Annotated in this window: 21 protein-coding genes; 7 read left to right on the top strand and 14 right to left on the bottom strand. The window is 63.1% G+C overall.

The window, feature by feature from the left end:
- The first annotated feature begins 46 nt into the window (after window positions 1-46).
- Complete coding sequence (locus C442_RS03625) at window positions 47-1,051, top strand: phosphate uptake regulator PhoU (RefSeq protein WP_008307902.1); 1,005 nt, start codon at window positions 47-49, stop codon at window positions 1,049-1,051.
- 43 nt (window positions 1,052-1,094) lie between these two features.
- Here C442_RS03625 and C442_RS03620 read toward each other — a convergent pair whose 3' ends face one another.
- From C442_RS03620 to C442_RS03580, 9 genes are all read right to left on the bottom strand, one after another.
- A complete protein-coding gene (locus tag C442_RS03620) occupies window positions 1,095-1,880 on the bottom strand; it encodes a DUF7260 family protein (RefSeq protein WP_008307901.1) in 786 nt (261 codons plus the stop codon).
- 315 nt (window positions 1,881-2,195) lie between these two features.
- A complete protein-coding gene (locus tag C442_RS03615) occupies window positions 2,196-3,461 on the bottom strand; it encodes a Fic family protein (RefSeq protein ID WP_049942804.1) in 1,266 nt (421 codons plus the stop codon).
- A gap of 406 nt (window positions 3,462-3,867) precedes the next feature.
- On the bottom strand, window positions 3,868-4,254 hold the full coding sequence (locus tag C442_RS03610; protein ID WP_008307899.1) for a rhodanese-like domain-containing protein: 387 nt from the start codon (window positions 4,252-4,254) through the stop codon (window positions 3,868-3,870).
- A gap of 38 nt (window positions 4,255-4,292) precedes the next feature.
- Window positions 4,293-4,835 carry an NUDIX hydrolase gene (locus C442_RS03605; protein WP_008307898.1) on the bottom strand — a complete coding sequence of 181 codons (543 nt, stop codon included), beginning with the start codon at window positions 4,833-4,835 and terminating at the stop codon, window positions 4,293-4,295.
- Complete coding sequence (locus C442_RS03600) at window positions 4,832-5,245, bottom strand: hypothetical protein (protein ID WP_008307897.1); 414 nt, start codon at window positions 5,243-5,245, stop codon at window positions 4,832-4,834. The genes C442_RS03605 and C442_RS03600 overlap by 4 nt, the downstream gene beginning before the upstream one ends.
- Window positions 5,245-5,658, bottom strand: a complete 414-nt coding sequence (locus C442_RS03595) for a DUF5809 family protein (protein ID WP_008307895.1) — start codon at window positions 5,656-5,658, stop codon at window positions 5,245-5,247. Before C442_RS03595 ends, C442_RS03600 begins: the two co-directional genes overlap by 1 nt.
- Before the next feature lie 23 nt (window positions 5,659-5,681).
- Window positions 5,682-6,164 (bottom strand): DUF5810 domain-containing protein, encoded by a 483-nt coding sequence (locus C442_RS03590; RefSeq protein ID WP_008307893.1) that lies wholly within the window; start codon window positions 6,162-6,164, stop codon window positions 5,682-5,684.
- Window positions 6,165-6,260: 96 nt separating this feature from the next.
- The gene (rimI, locus tag C442_RS03585) at window positions 6,261-6,758 is read right to left on the bottom strand and encodes a ribosomal protein S18-alanine N-acetyltransferase (RefSeq protein ID WP_008307891.1); all 498 of its coding nucleotides are present in this window, start codon (window positions 6,756-6,758) and stop codon (window positions 6,261-6,263) included.
- A gap of 645 nt (window positions 6,759-7,403) precedes the next feature.
- Window positions 7,404-9,377 (bottom strand): aconitate hydratase, encoded by a 1,974-nt coding sequence (locus C442_RS03580; RefSeq protein WP_008307889.1) that lies wholly within the window; start codon window positions 9,375-9,377, stop codon window positions 7,404-7,406.
- Window positions 9,378-9,538: 161 nt separating this feature from the next.
- Here C442_RS03580 and C442_RS03575 point away from each other — a divergent pair, with 161 nt between their 5' ends.
- From C442_RS03575 to C442_RS03560, 4 genes are all read left to right on the top strand, one after another.
- Entirely contained in the window at window positions 9,539-10,000 is a 462-nt protein-coding gene (locus C442_RS03575; RefSeq protein ID WP_008307887.1) for a deoxyuridine 5'-triphosphate nucleotidohydrolase, read from the top strand.
- A gap of 222 nt (window positions 10,001-10,222) precedes the next feature.
- Complete coding sequence (locus tag C442_RS03570) at window positions 10,223-10,882, top strand: helix-turn-helix domain-containing protein (RefSeq protein WP_005537411.1); 660 nt, start codon at window positions 10,223-10,225, stop codon at window positions 10,880-10,882.
- 223 nt (window positions 10,883-11,105) lie between these two features.
- Entirely contained in the window at window positions 11,106-11,384 is a 279-nt protein-coding gene (locus C442_RS03565; RefSeq protein ID WP_008307884.1) for a HalOD1 output domain-containing protein, read from the top strand.
- Window positions 11,385-11,434: 50 nt separating this feature from the next.
- Window positions 11,435-11,818 carry a methylglyoxal synthase gene (locus C442_RS03560; protein WP_008307882.1) on the top strand — a complete coding sequence of 128 codons (384 nt, stop codon included), beginning with the start codon at window positions 11,435-11,437 and terminating at the stop codon, window positions 11,816-11,818.
- A 115-nt stretch (window positions 11,819-11,933) separates the two neighbouring features.
- Here C442_RS03560 and queC read toward each other — a convergent pair whose 3' ends face one another.
- From queC to C442_RS03540, 4 genes are all read right to left on the bottom strand, one after another.
- On the bottom strand, window positions 11,934-12,632 hold the full coding sequence (gene queC, locus C442_RS03555; RefSeq protein WP_008307880.1) for a 7-cyano-7-deazaguanine synthase QueC: 699 nt from the start codon (window positions 12,630-12,632) through the stop codon (window positions 11,934-11,936).
- A gap of 24 nt (window positions 12,633-12,656) precedes the next feature.
- A complete protein-coding gene (locus tag C442_RS03550) occupies window positions 12,657-13,439 on the bottom strand; it encodes a 7-carboxy-7-deazaguanine synthase QueE (protein WP_008307878.1) in 783 nt (260 codons plus the stop codon).
- Entirely contained in the window at window positions 13,439-13,888 is a 450-nt protein-coding gene (locus C442_RS03545; protein WP_008307876.1) for a 6-pyruvoyl trahydropterin synthase family protein, read from the bottom strand. The genes C442_RS03550 and C442_RS03545 overlap by 1 nt, the downstream gene beginning before the upstream one ends.
- A 94-nt stretch (window positions 13,889-13,982) precedes the next feature.
- Window positions 13,983-14,264, bottom strand: coding sequence for a hypothetical protein (locus tag C442_RS03540; RefSeq protein ID WP_008307874.1), 282 nt, complete (start codon window positions 14,262-14,264; stop codon window positions 13,983-13,985).
- Between the two features lie 134 nt (window positions 14,265-14,398).
- On the opposite strand from C442_RS03540, the gene C442_RS03535 reads away from it, so the two are divergent.
- Window positions 14,399-15,088 (top strand): hypothetical protein, encoded by a 690-nt coding sequence (locus tag C442_RS03535; RefSeq protein ID WP_008307873.1) that lies wholly within the window; start codon window positions 14,399-14,401, stop codon window positions 15,086-15,088.
- A gap of 467 nt (window positions 15,089-15,555) precedes the next feature.
- Here C442_RS03535 and C442_RS03530 read toward each other — a convergent pair whose 3' ends face one another.
- Window positions 15,556-16,884, bottom strand: a complete 1,329-nt coding sequence (locus tag C442_RS03530; RefSeq protein ID WP_008307872.1) for a M28 family peptidase — start codon at window positions 16,882-16,884, stop codon at window positions 15,556-15,558.
- A gap of 25 nt (window positions 16,885-16,909) precedes the next feature.
- On the opposite strand from C442_RS03530, the gene C442_RS22025 reads away from it, so the two are divergent.
- Complete coding sequence (locus C442_RS22025) at window positions 16,910-17,068, top strand: hypothetical protein (RefSeq protein ID WP_167320670.1); 159 nt, start codon at window positions 16,910-16,912, stop codon at window positions 17,066-17,068.
- Window positions 17,069-17,121: the final 53 nt, after the last annotated feature.

Here is a 17,121-nt window from a genome sequence, read left to right as displayed (position 1 = left end):
TAGATATGAGTGGATTTATATCATCCCGTGAACGAGTGCCAGCCACATGGAGACACGCAAGGTCCAGGTGACAGGCGGGTCGACATACACCGTCTCCCTCCCCAAAGAGTGGGCGACAGAAAACGACGTGAGTGCGGGCAGCGTCGTCGAATTCCACGCCGAGCGGGACCTGCTGTTGCTCGCTCCACAGCGGAACAACGGCCGCGTGGAGGGGAGTCTCGACGTGGAAGGACTCGAAAACAGGCACGAACTCACGCGGGCGGTGATGACGATGTACGTCAGCGGCTTCGACATCATCCAGCTCGAAGCGACGCGGATAACAGCCGAACAGCGACGCATCATCCGCGATGCGACTCAGGGACTGGTCGGTTTAGAGATGATCGAAGAGACGACCGACCGGGTCGTCCTGCAGGACCTGCTGGACTCCTCGGAGCTGTCGGTCCACAACGCGATCACACGAATGCGGCTGGTCTCGCTGACGATGCTCTCCGACGCTGTCGAGGCGCTCATCGAGGACGACGACGACCTCGCGGCGGACGTGATCCAGCGCGACGACGACGTCGACCGCCTCTGGTACATGGTTTCGCGCGTGTTTCGCACCGTCCTCCGAAACCCGACGACAGCTGACGAGATCGGTTTCCCACGCGAGACCGTGTTCGATTTCCAGTCCAGCGCCCGCCAGCTAGAGCGTATCGCCGACCACGCGACCAAGGTCGCCAGCCTCTCCCAGGAAATCGGGGAAATAACTGGGGAAACCGCAGAACTGCTCGATCAGCTGGAAGCCGAGGCTATCGCCGTCCCCGAGACCGCGATGGACGCGCTGTTGACCGAGGACTCCGACGAGGCCGTCGAACTGGCAAACGAGGCCCGGAGCCAGATCCCCGACGTCGACGGAACCGCTCGCGAAGTCGACGGGCAGATCCGCGAGTTCGACCCACAGAGCGCACAGGTACTGGGCCTCATCGTCGACTCCCTGTCCCGGACCGCCGACTACGGCGGCAACATCGCCGAGAGCGCGCTCCAGAAGGCCGCACCGCGACCGCAGTCCTGACGGGTCGTCAATACAGAGAACGACGGACAGCCGTCCTGTGATCTCAACGTGTCGAAACCAGACAGTGACGGCGGTGCCGCCTGATCGTATCGAGGCACGCGAGGATGTCGGCGAGCGCCGGACACGTCGCCGAACAGTCGCCGTAGAGATACCGGACGAGACTGGTCCCGTCGATGCCCGAGATGGCAGCGGCCGACCGGCTGTGAAGCTGTCGCTGGCGGGTCGCTGCCGCCGTCTCACAGTCGGCTTCGATTTCGGCGAGCTGGTCGTCAATAGTGTCGAGTCGGGCTGGGTCGGTCGTTCGCCGTGCGTTCGCACCCAGTGCGGCCCCGCGGCGTTCACAGTCGTCGAGCGTCGCTCGTACCGACTGTAACGACTCCCGTTCGCGTTCGAGCGCCGGGAGCAACGTCTCGCGTTCGTCGCGTGCCCCCTCGCTCGCGGTCAGCAGTGCCTCGTACAGTTTCGGGGTCAAGCGTGTTCCCGTGGCGATCTGCGTGCCGAGTTCCGGCCCGAACTCCATCGACATATTCGCCTCCAGCGAGTCGTCGTACTCGGCCTCGAAGTGTGGCACGGCCATGACCGTCTCCCGGTAGGCTTCCCGGACGGCGCGCAGGCTCGTCTCTGGTTTCGGCTGCCGGGCACTGAGCGCCGACATCCCCCCGGCTGAGGTGTCGACAGTGCCTGCGGATTGTCCCGTCGGTTCGATGGACACGAGTCTGGTCCGAAAGCGCCTGAAAGCCGACAGTTCCGCCTCGATACAGTCAATCTCCCGCTGAACGACGGCGAGCGCCTGCTCGATCTGTGGCTGGCTCGTCTCAGTGTCAGACACGGAGTACTCGACCGAACCGTCAGCTGTCGTCGTATAGGTATTTTATATGTTCGCTATATAGTCGACAGTACCGCTATCGCCGAGCAGCCAACGGGTGGTTCGGGACAAGTTCGGCAGGCCGCGCGACTACTCTTGTTCCAGCGGTTTCGGGAATAGCAGGACGCGGGGAGATCATACCGGGCAGCCATGCTGTCAGATTGTCCGTTCGCATCGTCGTCAGCGGATGCACTTTTGCCACACGGGCAGGTACGGCTCGACGGTGGCGATGACGAGATGTTACCCCCGCTGAGCCTCGGTTTCTAGTAATATATGCGCTTATCGCTCGGGTAGCTTCCACCCCTGCTCGACATCGACAAGTTCGTCGGATTCGGGTAGTTGGTTCACAGGCCGTTCAACGATATCCATGATGTCGGCGGCTCTGAAGACGCGGTTTTGATTGTTTCCGGTTATCTCCTCCACGACGCCATCTGATTCGAGTGTTTCGACAGCATTGTTCGCAGTCTGATACACGACACCAATCCGCTCACTGGCTTCGCGGACGGTAAAATACGGATCTTCGAACAGTGCGAGTGAGAGGTGATGGACAGATTTTGCTGCGTCCGAGTATCGAGACTCGTACTCTTTTCGCTTGTCGACGAGCAGCCTTGCTCGGAGGAACGCCTCTTCTGCCTGCTCTCGGATGCCTCGGAGAAAGAACTGGAGCCATTCGTCCCAGGCGCCCTCTTCACTCACAGCGAGCAACCGATCGGCATATTCGGTGCGGTGTCGTTCGATATACGAACTGAGAGAGAGCATTGGGTAGTGGAGTAATCCACTCGAGATGAGCATGAGGACCACGAGCAGTCGTCCCACCCGTCCGTTACCGTCTTTGAACGGATGGATCGTTTCAAACTGATAATGAGCGATTGCGACATCGATTAGATCGGGCCAATCAGAGCCCTGCTGAACGAAACGCTCTAAATCGTCCATCAGCCCCGGAACCATATCTGGCTTCGGCGGAACGAACCGAATCTGCGTCCCGATTCCGTGCGGCCCTTCCTCTTCTATTGCAGTATATCCCGGTCGAAACTCGCCAGGCAATGGTTCGTCGCCATCTGATCTTCCCTTGATCAGTAACTGCTCGTGGAGCGACTTGATGAGTTCTGTCGTGATGCTCTGTCGTTCAATACCCGCGGTCTGGAGAAACGAAATAGCATCGTCGAGAGCGGTGATGTAGTTTCGAGCCTCTCTGACATCGGCTTCGTGGGCACTCTCGACTGTCTCTCTAATCTGGAGTTCGTCGACATCGTATCGGTAGAGATCAGACACAGTCACGGCTGTCCCTTCGACCTGGGACGACTGCTCAGCCTCCTTGTAGACAAACGAACTGAACACAGCGCCGGGATTGTCGATCTCACTGCCGAGTCCCTCTAGTCTGCCGAGGGACCACATCGCTCTCGAGACTTCCGCAACAACGGCATCCGAGAGTTCCAGTGTCGGAGGCAGTTTATCCGGGAAGTACGCCTTCGAGAGATGTTCATCGGTCCGGAGTGGCATGTACTGCCCGGGTGCAGTTGAAGGGAGATCGTATCCGTCTCTCATTGCACATGCTTGAACCCCATTTGATTAAAAATTTCTGTGTATTATTAGAATTGCAATTGTGCTTGAGAGAGCGTATGACAATATCCACCTGAAAATTTGGATTGTGTGGTGCTAAATCACGACTATTGCAGTCCAAGCCGATATCGATGGTATCAGTTCAGTCTTGTCCGAGGGAACACGTCGGTCCCCACGCCGACGCCAGTCGGGGCCTGTTTCGTTAGCTCGGACAGTATCCAAGGCTATGCAACGAGAAATAAATCACGCAATCGATACCACACCAGGAACGGACTGCTTTTCAGCCCCGGCCTGCTACGGAACAACGGTGGCGATGACGAAATGTTACCCCCGCTGAGCCCCTTGTGACGATGGACTTTTCCTGAGCCACCATTTCGACTCCAAACAGCGGCTAAAACGGTGCAGCAGGGCCTTCGTCGGTGTCTCCGTCGGCAGTCGCACTGTCCGACATCGTCTCTCCGCCAGCGTTCTCGCGCTCCAGCGGTCCGTCCCAGCCGTTCAGCCCGGGTTCGAAGCTTACCACGTCGCCATCAAAGCCTTCGTACGACGCGATGAGCCGGGCGGCCTGCACGCTTGACTTTCCTTTCGGACACACTGTCACGACCTCGTCGTCGCCTTCGAACCGTTCGACCTCATCGACGAGCGACGGGAACGGGATATTCTCGCTCTCCGGGATGTGACCTCGTTCGAACGCACCCGGGGACCGGATATCGACCACTCGGACCGTCCCGTCTTCGAGTTTTGACCGCAGCTCGTCGGCGTCGATTTCGCCGTCCATATCCAGCCGCTAGCGGGCGATACCTAAACCTTCACCGGCTACAGCAAACCGTCAGCCTGTGCCAGCAGGATACCTTCGATGGTTGCGTCGTTGGCCGGTTCGCGCCGGGCGACCTGCAGCGCCTCGTCGATGGGTACCGTCGTCACCGAGAGGAACTCGTTGTCGTCGAGTTCCCGGTCGACGGGTTCGAGCCCCTCGGCGAAGACGATGCCTCGGCGATGGCGGAGCACGCCGGTCGAACACGAGAACTCCTCGATAAGTGAAACGCCGGCGGCCTCGAAGCCGGTCTCCTCGCGGAGTTCGCGCGCGCCGGCGGCCGTGTAGGACTCGTCGTCCTCGACGATTCCGGCCGGGAGTTCGAGACACTGCTCGCGGATGGTCGGGCGGTACTGGTCGACCATGACGAGTTCGTCGCCGGTCGTGGCGACCACGACCGCTGCATCGGGCAGTTCAGCCCAGTAGTAGTCCTTCTCGGAGCCGTCGGGCTGGCGAACCCGGTCGTAGCCGCCGGTGTACCAGCCGGTCTCGTACTCGCGTTCGCTCTCGACGATTGGCCACTCGTGGGCCGGTTCGCGGGTCATACGTCCTGTCGGACCGCGACGTGGTAAAACGTGCCGTTGTGCCTGACGACGACGCCGTCGTCGGTCACGGCCCCGTCGTACTGCTGGCGGAGCGCGTCGCGTTCGTCGAAGGGCGAGTGGGTGAACGCGCCCTTGAATCCCAGCGGTCCGCGCCAGTACGGCTCTGACTGCCCGGTCGCCGACGGGGATGCGTCAGCCAGCGCCGCGCTCGTGTACGGGAAGCGTCGCTCGGACTGGGTGCTCCAGTTGATCGCCGTGCCGTTGTCGACGCTATACTCGCCGTCGGTGGGCGTGGCGACAGTGTAGTAGGGGTCCCCGCTCTTGAGGAGGCCCGGCAGCGCACCCAGCGCCAGCAACAGGATGACGACGGCGATGATGCCGAGCAGGGTGTTCCGTGTGACCGGGCGCATCAGACGACCTCGCGGTAGATGCGACCGAAGGCCTGGCGACGGAGCGTCCCGACGGCGGCCCGGCGTTCGTCCTGAAACGTCGCCGCGACGGCTTGCTCTGCGAAGGGCGCGGCGTGCCAGACGACGTTGTCGACGTTCTCCGCGCCGACCAGTGTCACCTCGCAGTCGGTGTCTTCGCGCCACTCCTCGAACTCCGCCATCGACCCGACCTGGACCGCGAGCGATTCCGCGAACAACACGTCGCGGGCGGTTTCGACCACCTCGCTGGTGACCCGCTCCTCGTAGGTCTCCGCGTCGAGACCCATCGCCTTCGCGACTTCCTTGACGACGACCTGCGCCGTCGGCCCGAACGCGTCGTAGCGCTCGCGGGCCTCGGCTGCCGATGCCGGCGCGAACTGCCCCTCAGTGTCCATACGTCCCCTTGCCGCCGGCGGGACTATTCGGTTTCGTCTCCGGACTCGCCGGCGTCGTCGTCAGCGTCGAACGCCGACGCGTCGCTGTCAGCGGCGTCCGCGTCGGTTTCGTCGTCGCTGTCGCGCAACATCTCCCGCGTCAGGTCCCGGGCCTCGGCCAGCACCTCGCTGTCGTGGTCGCTGAGCGCGTTTGACCCCCGGTGTTGGTCCGCGCCCCGCGGGAGGTCGTCGTGGTCGTGGCCTGTGCCGTGCTCGTGGTCGTGACTGTGCCCGTCGCCGCTACGGTCGACGGTGTCCTCGAACACCTGCGGGAACTCCGTCTCTTCGGCGTACTCGACGACCTCGGTGGACAGTTCGTCCTCGCCGAGTTGGCCCCAGTCGGGGACGCGCTCGTCGAGCCACGCCTCGTGGTCGTCGCCGCCGGTCATCGCCGTGAACGCGAGGTGGTTCGCCAGATGCACGTCGTCGGCTTGCGGGTCGTCACACACTGGACAGGCGTATCCCATCGGTGTACGAACCGAGGACACGGAGCCGTATATGCGGTCGGGATCTCGGAGAGATGCGCGGCCCGGGGATGTAGCTGCTACGGCCAGAGACCACACTTACAGCAGCCGGACCATCACGAGCGCGTCCTCGCCGTTGCTGTAGTAATTCGGGATAGTCTTCCGGTGTTCGAACCCGAAGCGCCGGTAGAGCCGTCGCGCTCCCTCGTTGTCGGCTCGGACTTCCAGTTTTATCGACCCGGCACCCGTCTCGCCGATGACCTCCATCGCGCGCCGCAACAGCGCGCTCGCAACCCCCTGCCGACGGTACGCCGGCCGAACGGCGAGATCCTTGATGTGGCCCAGCGGGGTCCCGTGGTTCGGCACTGTATCCGCGATGACGTAGCCCGCGACAGCAGGCGGGTCGCCGTCGTCGTTGCCGGTCTCGGCGACGAGAAATCCCGCTTCGTCGAGGTAGCTCTCCAGCGCCGAAAACGGCCACGGCTGTGGAAACGACGCCTGTTCGATGCGGTGGATCTCGATGAGATCCGCGCGGACGGCGCGCCGAACCGCTGGCGTATCCGGCGTCTCCGGCCCGTCAGGAGCGACCGTTGTCACATGTGTACTTCGGTGTGGCCCTACATATGTGTTACCGCCGACCGAAGATACCCTGGTATCTGACTGTTTGTCGATAGGTGCTGATAGTTCATGCATCGATAGGGCCGAGACAGAGTTAGAACGCCGGAAGGTTCTTTAGTCTGACGAGTCTACGTGTAGTTGCACCCGTTTTGGGTGCCACCACCCCCACCCCCACCCCTCTTTCCGAACTTTTCCATCGCTGCCGAGTTGTACTAGATGTAGGTTCTGTCAGAACCGACTGCACACGCCGGGGAAGCGACAGCAGTCACAGAAGGGCACGATGGGTCTGGCACTGTCGCGAGGCAGACTTCGTATATCGCCGTTGACCTGAGACAGCCGTGGTACTAAGCCTGGTTTCACTGCCGGAAAAATCACGGTCGAGGGGCAACCCACTGTCTCACGGCGCGAAGCGCCGTTCGCACAAACCGAGCGTCTTCGCTATTCCGGCTTCACTGCTCACAAAAAAACCGCGGTCGCAAGGCGACCGCGCGACGCTCGGAATCGCTCTGCTCGCGGGACCTGCGGTCCCGCTCCCAATACGAGGTTTCTGCGAAACCTCGCGTGTCTCACGGCGCGACGCGCCGTTCGACCCGCAAGAGACTCCTCACTACGTTCGGAGTCTCTCTAGTCGTCTGCAGGTGCAGCGCCGCCTTCGTCGTGCTGCTGTTTCGTGTGCGAGAGCTTGCCACCGGCGGCGAGGATCTCGCGTTCGCGCTCGGAGGCGTCGAGCTGGCCGGTCGCTTCCCAGTCGTCGTTCACGCGGATGGTGAACTCTTCCTGGCCGGAGCGGACGGCTTCGGCAGCGTCGTCGACGACCTCGATGTCGTCGCCTTCCTCGATCTTCTCGTAGGTCTCCTCGTCGATGGTGAGCGGGACGATACCGAAGTTGAACAGGTTCGCCTTGTGGATGCGGGCGAAGCTCTGTGCGAGGACGGTCTCGATACCCAGATACATCGGGCACAGGGCCGCGTGTTCGCGCGAGGAGCCCTGACCGTAGTTCTCGCCAGCGACGAGCACGCCGCCGTCGGCTTCGAGTGCGCGCTCCGCGAACGTGTCGTCGACGCGCGAGAGCGTGAACTCGGAGAGCTTCGGGACGTTCGACCGGTACATCAGGATGTCCTGCGTGGCCGGGATGATGTGGTCCGTCGTGATGTTGTCCTCCATCTTCAGGAGGGCTTCACCGCCGACTTCGGTCTCCAGCGGGTCCTTCAGCGGCACATCGCCGATGTTCGGGCCCTTGATGAGTTCGTCGTCGACGGCCTGGTCGGGCGCGATGAGGTCCGACTCGGAGTTGCCGATGTACTGGTCGGGCATCTCCAGACCGGGGGCGTCGAGGTCGCCGAGTTCGTCGGCGAGGTCCCGCGGGTCGACGATTTCGCCTTTGATGGCCGCCGCGGTGGCGACTTCCGGCGAACAGAGGTAGACGTTGTCGTCCTCGATACCGGAGCGACCCTCGAAGTTGCGGTTGAAGGTCCGCAGGGAAACGGAGTCGGAGGCCGGGACGTGGCCGATGCCGATACAGGCACCACACGTCGCCTCGGAGAAGTTGACGCCAGCGGCCATCATCTCCGCGGTCCAGCCCTCGCGGGCCAGCATCTCGGAGGCCTGCTTGGAGCCGGGGGCGACGATCATCTCGGTCTTCTTGTCGATGTTGCGCCCTTCCAGCATCTTCGCGGCCGGGAGGATGTCCTCGTAAGCGCCGTTCGTACAGGAGCCGATCATGACCTGCTCGACGTCGACGCCCTCGACTTCGCTGACGGGGACGACGTTGTCGGGCATCGACGGCTCGGCGATGAGCGGTTCGAGGTCCGAGAGGTCGACGACGATCTCGTCGGCGTACTCGGCGTCCTCGTCGGGGCCGATGTCCTCGAAGACGTCCTCGCGGCCGAGGCGTTCGAGGTAGTCCTTGGTCTGGTCGTCCGTCGGGAAGATCGAGGAGGTGGCACCGAGTTCGGTCCCCATGTTGGTGATGGTAGTCCGCTCGGGGACGGTCAGCGTCTCGACGCCCGGGCCGGTGTATTCGAGCACCTTGCCGACGCCGCCCTTGACGGACAGCCGACGGAGCAGCTCCAAGATGACGTCCTTGGCGGTGGCCCATTCGGGCAGTTCGCCTTCGAGGCGGACGTTGACGACTTCCGGCATCTCGATGTAGTACGCGCCGCCACCCATCGCGACGGCGACGTCGAGGCCACCGGACCCGATGGCGAGTTCGCCGAGACCGCCGGGGGTCGGCGTATGGGAGTCGGACCCGAGCATCGTCTTGCCGGGTGCGGCGAAGTTCTCCTTGTGGACGTTGTGGCAGATACCGTTGCCGGGGCGCGAGAAATGGGCCCCGAACGTGCCTGCCGCAGAGCGGAGGAAGCGGTGGTCGTCGGTGTTCTTGAAGTCGAACTGGTAGGTCTGGTGGTCACAGTACTGGGCGGCCAGTTCCGTCTGGACCTCTTCGAGGCCCAGCGCTTCGAACTGCAGCCAGACGAGCGTCCCGGTCGTGTCCTGTGTCAGCACCTGATCGATCTCGATACCGATCTCTTCTCCGGGTGTTAGCTCCCCTTCGACGAGATGGTCGTCGAGAATTTTTTCCGTAAGCGTCTGTCCCATAACGTGCGTCAATGGATGGCGCGGCGGTATAAATCCCGCGTATTCCGTCGTATTTTTCATATAAAAACCCGCTCCGTCCGTCGCTCAGAAGCGAGTCAACCGACCGGAGGGCGATCAGCCAGATCGGCAGGTCTTTCCACGACACTCGCACAGAGTCGCGTATGTTCAAAAGCGGGCGGTTCGTCGCCGATGCCCTCGGCGACCTGAGAGAATCGCAGGTACAACCGAACGGCGTCGACCTCACGCTCGGTGCGATCTACGAGCAGAGCGAGCCGGGACGCATCGAACGCGGCGGCAAGACCGTCGGCGACCGTCAGGAACTCGAACCCAGCGACGGGATCTATCAGCTCGACCGCGGCGGCTACATCGTCGAGTACGCCGACCGGGTCGTCATTCCGGATGGACACATCGGCTTTCTCCTCCCGCGGTCGTCATTGCTCCGTAATTCGTGTATGCTCGATACGGCTGTCTGGGACGCCGGCTACGAGGGGCGGGGCGAAGGGTTACTGGAGGTCCACCACCCGATCCAACTCGAACAGGGCGCGCGGATCGCACAGCTCGTTCTCGCCGACGCCGCTCACGAGGGGACGTACGAAGGGTCGTATCAGGGTGAGAATCTCTGATGCGTGATCGCGGTCCGAAACACGTCTCATAGCCTGAGACATGGTAGGCCATGCTGTGAATTTAAGTGGATTTCCTGAGTGCTATCGATTGGTGCTTGAAGCAACTATACCCCGGTCCATACTGCCGTCAGCCTTCAGTACCCGGAAATTACACAAGCACCGTTTTCAGGTACGACAACTGTCTGACCGGGGTTTATCACCGTTGCTGCGTGACAGTGAGACATGATAGTAGAATTTCACATCGATGCCCCCCTCTTGCAGCGAACAGCTGAAACGCTGAGTAAAGCAGCGATACGGATACAGCGACTTCACTGCGAGAGTGGCGACTGCCGTGCCGTCGCCTGGATTGGCCCCGTCGAGCGGCCCGCCATCGAAGCGAATCTGGCCCAGGACGAGAGTATCACCGACTATGCCCACGTAGCGGCAGAAGGAGATGGTCACTGGTACACCCTGCATACAACTGACACGATAATCGATACGATCGGAGAAGCGTTGTTGAACGCGGACGGGTTCCTGCTCGGTGCCGCACAGACCGGCGACGACTGGGTGTTTCGAGCCCGGTTCCCCGAGAAGAGTTCGGTGCTGTCGTTCCGTGACGTGCTCGTGTCCAGTGATATCAACATCGACATTCAGACCATCACCGACGACACGGAAGCCTCTCCCCAGTTCGGCGTGACGGATCCACAGCAAGAAGTGCTGTTGCTCGCGCTCAATCGTGGCTACTTCACCGTCCCGCGAGAATCGTCCCTCTCGGACCTCGCCGCGGAGCTCGGGATCTCCAGTCAGGCCGCCTCGGAGCGGCTCCGTCGCGGGACGCGAACGCTGGTGCAGAACACGTTGGCGGCCCCTGAACGGCCGCTTGTCGGCTCACCGCCCGAGTAACCCACGGACGGCTTCCGGTTGGTGGAAAGCGAAGATGGTGGAACGCCGGCCCTCTGTGAGCAGCCGGTCTGGGGGAGATATATTGCCGAATAGCTGCGTTCTGTGTTGTCTGGGCTGACAGTGTGCGGATACGGGCCGTCTGATGCGTCATCGGCCCACCGGTTATTTCAGACAGTGAAATAGCTCGTCCGCTGTTATAAGAGAAGGGAGCGTACACTGGAGTATGAGCTCGAACGAGGGGACCGTGTATATGCTGCGGAACCGGGCCACGGAGGGGTCCGACGACTGGGTCAGCCCCGAACCCGCAGGTGATGTTATTGCCGATGCGGTGATCGAAGCGACAGATCTAGATGCGGACGATATTGACGGGCTGGATACGTACGTCGACATCGGGTCACTCCGTGCGGTCGTCACAGAGAGGACGACGGAGTCGCTGACGTTCGCCGTCGAAGGACACGACGTGACGATTACCGCTGGCGGAGAGATTTCCGTCGACAGTTGAGTCGGTGCTATGTCCAAATGACATAAGACGATGGCCCGAGAGCCCCAGATATGACCCGCGTGGCACTCATCGCACACGACGACGAGAAGCCCGAGATGATCGACCTGGCTCAGAGCTATGAATCGACACTCGCGGAGTTCGACCTCGTCGGGACCGGCACGACGAGCAAGCGCATCATGGCCGAGACCGACCTCACAGTCGAGCGAAAGGAGAGCGGACCGATGGGGGGCGACACGCAGATCGGCGCTGAGGTCGCCGAGGGCCGGATGGACGGCATCGTCTTCCTCCGGGACCCGCTGACGGCACAGCCCCACGAGCCGGACATCTCGGCGCTCCTGCGTATCTGTGACGTCCACGACGTACCGCTGGCGACGACGCGAGCCTCAGCGGAGTACATCCTCGAAGGGCTGGTTCGGGACGAAGCCGACGACTAGCCCGCCGGGAACGGGAGACGACCGTCTGCGGTCCGTTTACAGCGGGAGCAAGGCGAAAGCCCACCCCTTCAGGGGTGTGGATGAAGCCGACAACCCGGCAGCTTCGCCTGTAGCCTCACTCCGCGTGCGTCGGTCGTTCGGCGTACTCGATGGGGTCCCGTTCGCCGATACGCTGGAAGGCTTCCAGCCGGAAGGCGCAGGCGTCGCACGTCCCGCAGGCCGGTTCGTCGTCCCGGTAGCAACTCCAGGTGTCCTCGTAGGGAACGCCGAGTTCGACGCCGCGCTCGGCGATGTCGGTCTTGGACCACTCGACGAAGGGCGCGACGAGGTCGATGTCGGTGTCGGGTTTCGTGCCGGCGTCGATGACGCCCTGAAAGGCGTCGAAGAAGGCGGGCCGGCAGTCCGGATACCCCGAGAAATCCTCGCTGTGTGCGCCGATGAAGACGGCCCCGCAGTCGTTGGCCTCGGCGTAGGAGACCGCCATCGATAGCAGGTTGGCGTTCCGGAACGGGACATAGGAGGTCGGTATCTCGTCGCTGTCGGTGTCGGCGTCCGCCACGTCCATCGAGTCGTCGGTCAGCGACGACGCGCCGATTTGCGTGAGGTGGCCGGTCTCGACGTGGAGGAAGTCCGCCGCGTCGACGTGGTCGGCCAGCGCGCTGGCGCAGTCGTACTCCCGGCCCTCGGTGTTCTGCCCGTAGCTGGTGTGCAGCAGGTACAGGTGGTCGTAGCCGCGGGTCTGTGCTTCGTAGGCCGCCGTGGCGCTGTCCATGCCGCCGGAGGCGAGCACGACAGCGCGGGTGTCGTCGGTCATCGTTGTACGTGGTGTCGCAAGCAGTTACGTTCCCGGTTCGTCGTTCCAGAGGTCGACGTGGAGTCGCGGTGTGTACCGGTAGCCGAACTCCAGCGCGAGGTCCGCGACCGTCTCCCGTGTCGCTTCGAGTTGGTCACGCGTCTGGCCCTCCGGCATCAGTAACACGTCGTCGTCATCCACGCGGGCAGACGTAGCGTCTCGGAGTCGCTCGACGAGGCACTCGATTTCGGCCATGTCCTCGCGGCCCGTGACGACGAACTTGAGTTGCGTGTCGTAGGTTTCGACGAGTTCGGCCAGCGTCGGCACGTCGAGCCGGCGCTCCTCGTGGCGGTCCGCCCACTCGCCGTCGCCGTCGGGGTCGCGGTCGGCCGTCGGCGTACTGGAGGCCAGTTTCGGGCTGACGCTGGCGAGGTCGATAGGGGCGTCGGGGACGACGGTCCCGTTGGTCTCGACCGTCGTGTGGTAGCCCCGGTCGGCCAGCCGCTCTAGCAAGTCCGCACTCGAATCGTGGATGAGCGGTTCGCCACCGGTGAGGACGACGTGGTCGGCGTCGTACTCCTCGATAGCGGCGAGCACGTCGTCGACGGTGAACCAGTCGTGGGTCGGCTCCCAGGAGGTGTGATAGGAGTCACAGAACCAACAGCGCAGATTACAGCCGCTGGTCCGGACGAACACGCTCGGGACGCCCGCCAGTCGGCCCTCGCCCTGAAGCGACTGGAACAGTTCGTTGATGGGGAGGTCGCCCGTCTCCGCGTCGGCGTCGGTCCCCTCAATATCGGCCCCGGGCGCGTCGTTTGCGACCGGCATCAGCGGGTACAGAGTTCGCTGGTCTCCCGGACGGAGACGGCCACGTCCGACACCGTCTCCGGGAGGCGGTCGGCGAGGCGCTGTTCCAGTATCGCGGCCATGACTTCGGCTGTCGGCGGGTGGTCAAGCACGACCACGGCGTCGCCGTCGCCGCTGGCGTCGAAGGCCTCAACCAGTGGGTCGCCGGCCTCCAATAGGAAGCGGTGGTCCCACTCGTCGACCACGTCCGTGACCTCGCCCTTGTCGACGACCCACCCCTCGTCGGTTAGTTCGCCGGTGATGCGGACGGTGATTTCGTAGTTGTGTCCGTGCGGGCGCGAACATTTCCCGTCGTGGTGTCGCAGTCGATGCCCCGCAGAGATCCGGATCGGCCGGTCACCACCGACGACGAGTTCGCGTTCGCCCGCGTCGGCGAGCGTGTCCTCGGCCTTCGATAGTCGCTGAGACATACCACGGTATTATCATTCGGTGTCTTAACTCTCACGGGAGCTGGCCCGCCAATGTCTCGATACTACGGAGCCAACAGTAGTTCGATGACCGGTATCAGCAGTCGTCGTCGACGGCCGCAAGTCGTCGGTTCATCGCTCGTAGATACTCGGCGGCAGCGTCGGGATGGTCGGAATCTAGCGCGGTACGCACTTGCTCGCAGCCGTGCAACAACCGCGACCGCAGATCACACTCCGGCAGTTTGTTCCGGCTGACCGTCTCAGCCGTCGCAACTGTCTGTCGGGCCGTATGGTACTCCGCCGCGATAATGGCTGTTTCGCCCTCTTCAGCGAGTTGTGTCAGCACCGCGTGGACGTCGCTGGGCAGGTCTCTGGGCACATCCGCTGTTAGTTATGCACAGTCATAACGCTCGTGTTAGTTGTACAGCGATGGGCGGCGGCCCGTATCGCGAACGACTATCGGCAGCGGACATCGGCGTAAGGGATAGGTCGCTGCAGCCCACAGAGTCGGGTGTGACACGACGTGCCGTCGAACGGGAGTTCGAACGTTACCTCTCGCAGTTCGTCGACGAGACGTACGCAGCCTTCGACGTGGCAGCCGTGCTACGCGGGTCAAACGGGAGCGGAAGCCGCGTTGCGGGCAAACTGCTGAACAACAGCCGCCCGCTGGAGCGCCACGTCGTCCGGCCGAAACTACAGTCCTACCAGCAACAGATACTCGCCCAACTGGAGCCGGTGCTTGATTACGCCGCCACTGACGCGGCGTTCGATACCTATGCTGACGAAGTGCTGGCCCGTGATATCTACTGGAACGCGCTCCGCAACACCGTCCGTGGCGACCGCCGGGACCGGATTCGAGAGAGCCTGCTGGCCCGCCAACAGTCGTTCGGTGACGACCTCGCGCCGCTTGTCGCCGCCGACAGCGACGACTTCTGGACCGCCGTCACCGAGTCCTACGAAAAGGAGACGGCGACGGATATCGTCCGGACGCACTTCGAGTTCTCCGTCCCACTGCGGGAGAATCAGAACGCCTTCGCCTTCGAACTCACCATCGACCCCGGCGAGGTGCTGGGCGGTCTGGCACGAGCCCTCCCCACGCTCGACGTCGAGTTCACTGACGAGGCGTTGCGGTCGATGCGACGGGCTGAACAGCAGGTCATTCCGTCGGCGAAGGCTGACGTAGAACAGGCCTACGAGTCATAGACCGGCTCCGCCGCTGGGTGTCGCCTTGCATCGCGCTCGCTACTGACTGGTGTTCCTCAGAGGAATAGTCCGAAAGTGGACACGACGGCCGTCTTGGCACATGGACGGCCGTTGTGTCAGGTATTGGTGTTGGTGTTGACTGACGACGGCAGGTATGGTTTACTCACGTCGACTCGGCCTCGGACTCCGCGAGACCGATAAGCATGGGAGCTTGGCAGCGAACGCCGGTGACGGCGTTCACATACGGGCTACAGTACGTAGACCAATCAACCTGCCATCGATTTCCAGGTACCCATATGGTAAATAACCTACGGAATATGTTACTTCTATACTGAGTAAATCATTATATCCAATCGTCAGCGACCAGAGAACCGGAACACTGGAGGGGGCGAAAATACTAGAAATCTGGTAGTTCTTTCGTACAGGTCGCGGGAGTCGAACGTGGCAGTGAAGGGACTGGCGTCGTGTCAGTCGTCGAAGGGCCAGTCACCTGTGATCCGCATCCCTTCGGCGAGGTTCTGGGCTTCGAGCGCATCGGCTATTTCCGTGGGGTCTTTGTGAGCAGATCGCACTGAGTCGTCTGCAAGTGTCACGGCGAGTTCGGTCAAGAGGACGGCCTGCTCGCGGAACGTCCGGGGTTCCAGTTTGTCCAGCGTATCGGCGTGGGTGTGGCCCCAGCCACGCCCCTCGCCGCCGGTTTCGCTGGTTACATGATAGCCGGGGACGCCCCGCCGCACGAACGGCCAGTGGTCGCTGTGAGGGCCTTGCTCCGGCGTGAGCGAGATGGGGTGGTCGAAGCGGTCGGCCACGTCATCGGCGGCGGCCGCCAGCGCGTCGAAGCCGTGGGTGTAACACTTCAGCGTGCGGCCCTGAACGACGCCGTCGAAGTTGAGCACGGCCGTTACGTCGTCGAGGGCGGTCTCGTCGGCCAGGCGGTTCGACCCCACGAGGCCGACCTCCTCGGCACCGAAGGCGACGAACTCCACGCGCGTCTCCAGTTCGTCCTCGCGGCCGGCCAGCGCGCGGGCGGCCTCGACGACCATCGCCGTCCCGGCCCCGTTGTCCATCGCCCCCTCCGCGATGTCGTGGGCGTCGACGTGGCTGGTCACCAGCAGTCGCTCGTCGGTGTCCGGTCCCAGTTCGGCGTGGACGTTCTGGCTCGTCGCGTCGGGCGTCTCGCAGTCGACGCTGACGGTGACGTCGTCGCCCGCGTAGCGACGCGCCAGTCGCGCGCCCGTCTCGCTGGCGACGCCGATAGCCGGAATCTCGCCGATGGGTGCGTCTGCTGTCCCGACGCTTCCGGTCGGCGGCAGCACGCCCTCGACGTGGTTGCGGTAAATAAATCCGGTTGCGCCGGCCTCGACGGCGTGATAGTACTTTTCCCGGCGGTGGATGTACCGGTCGTACCAGTCGGGCACGTCGGAGCGGGCCAGCACTACTTTGCCCTCGCAGTCGGCGTCTTCGAACTCCTCCGGAAGGCCGTGTCCAACGTCGACCAGTTCACCGGTCGCCTCGCCGGCCGGCGACCGCGGCAGAGCGATACACTCGTGGGCCTGCGCCGCGACCGGCGACCCGTCGGCGCGGACGGCGCTGTCGCCCCGTTCCCAGCCCTGAATTCCGAACTCCGAGAGCCGAGCGTCGCGGGCGTACGCCGCCAGCGCGTCCCGGGTCGCTTCTGCCGCCGCCCGTTCGCCGTCGCTGCCCGCCATCCGGTTCCCGATGTCGACCAGCGTCTCCAGGTGATCCCAGCCGGCCGTGCTGGTGAACGTCTCGCCGATCCAGTCAGTGTCGTCCATACGTCCCGGTGGGGCCGTGCCGGGTTTGAAATTAGGGGTCGTCGTGCTGGTCGTCCTCTACGGCCTGTTTCTCCTGACCAAGCCCGGCGACATCACCTACGACGCCTGGGTCCACGCGACAGTGTTCGTCATTCCAGCTATCGGGTTTCTGGGACAAACCCTCCAGCAAGCGCTGTCGGGCTGAGCGGAATCGGTGCCGGTCACTTCCAGGGGTTCGGCACCAGTTCGGCCTGTACC

It is taken from the genome of Haloarcula amylolytica JCM 13557, assembly GCF_000336615.1.
In the GTDB taxonomy this organism is placed as follows: Archaea; Halobacteriota; Halobacteria; order Halobacteriales; family Haloarculaceae; genus Haloarcula; species Haloarcula amylolytica.
The sequence above is the reverse complement of the archived record's forward strand: the minus strand, read 5'-3'. Positions and strand labels throughout refer to the sequence as shown.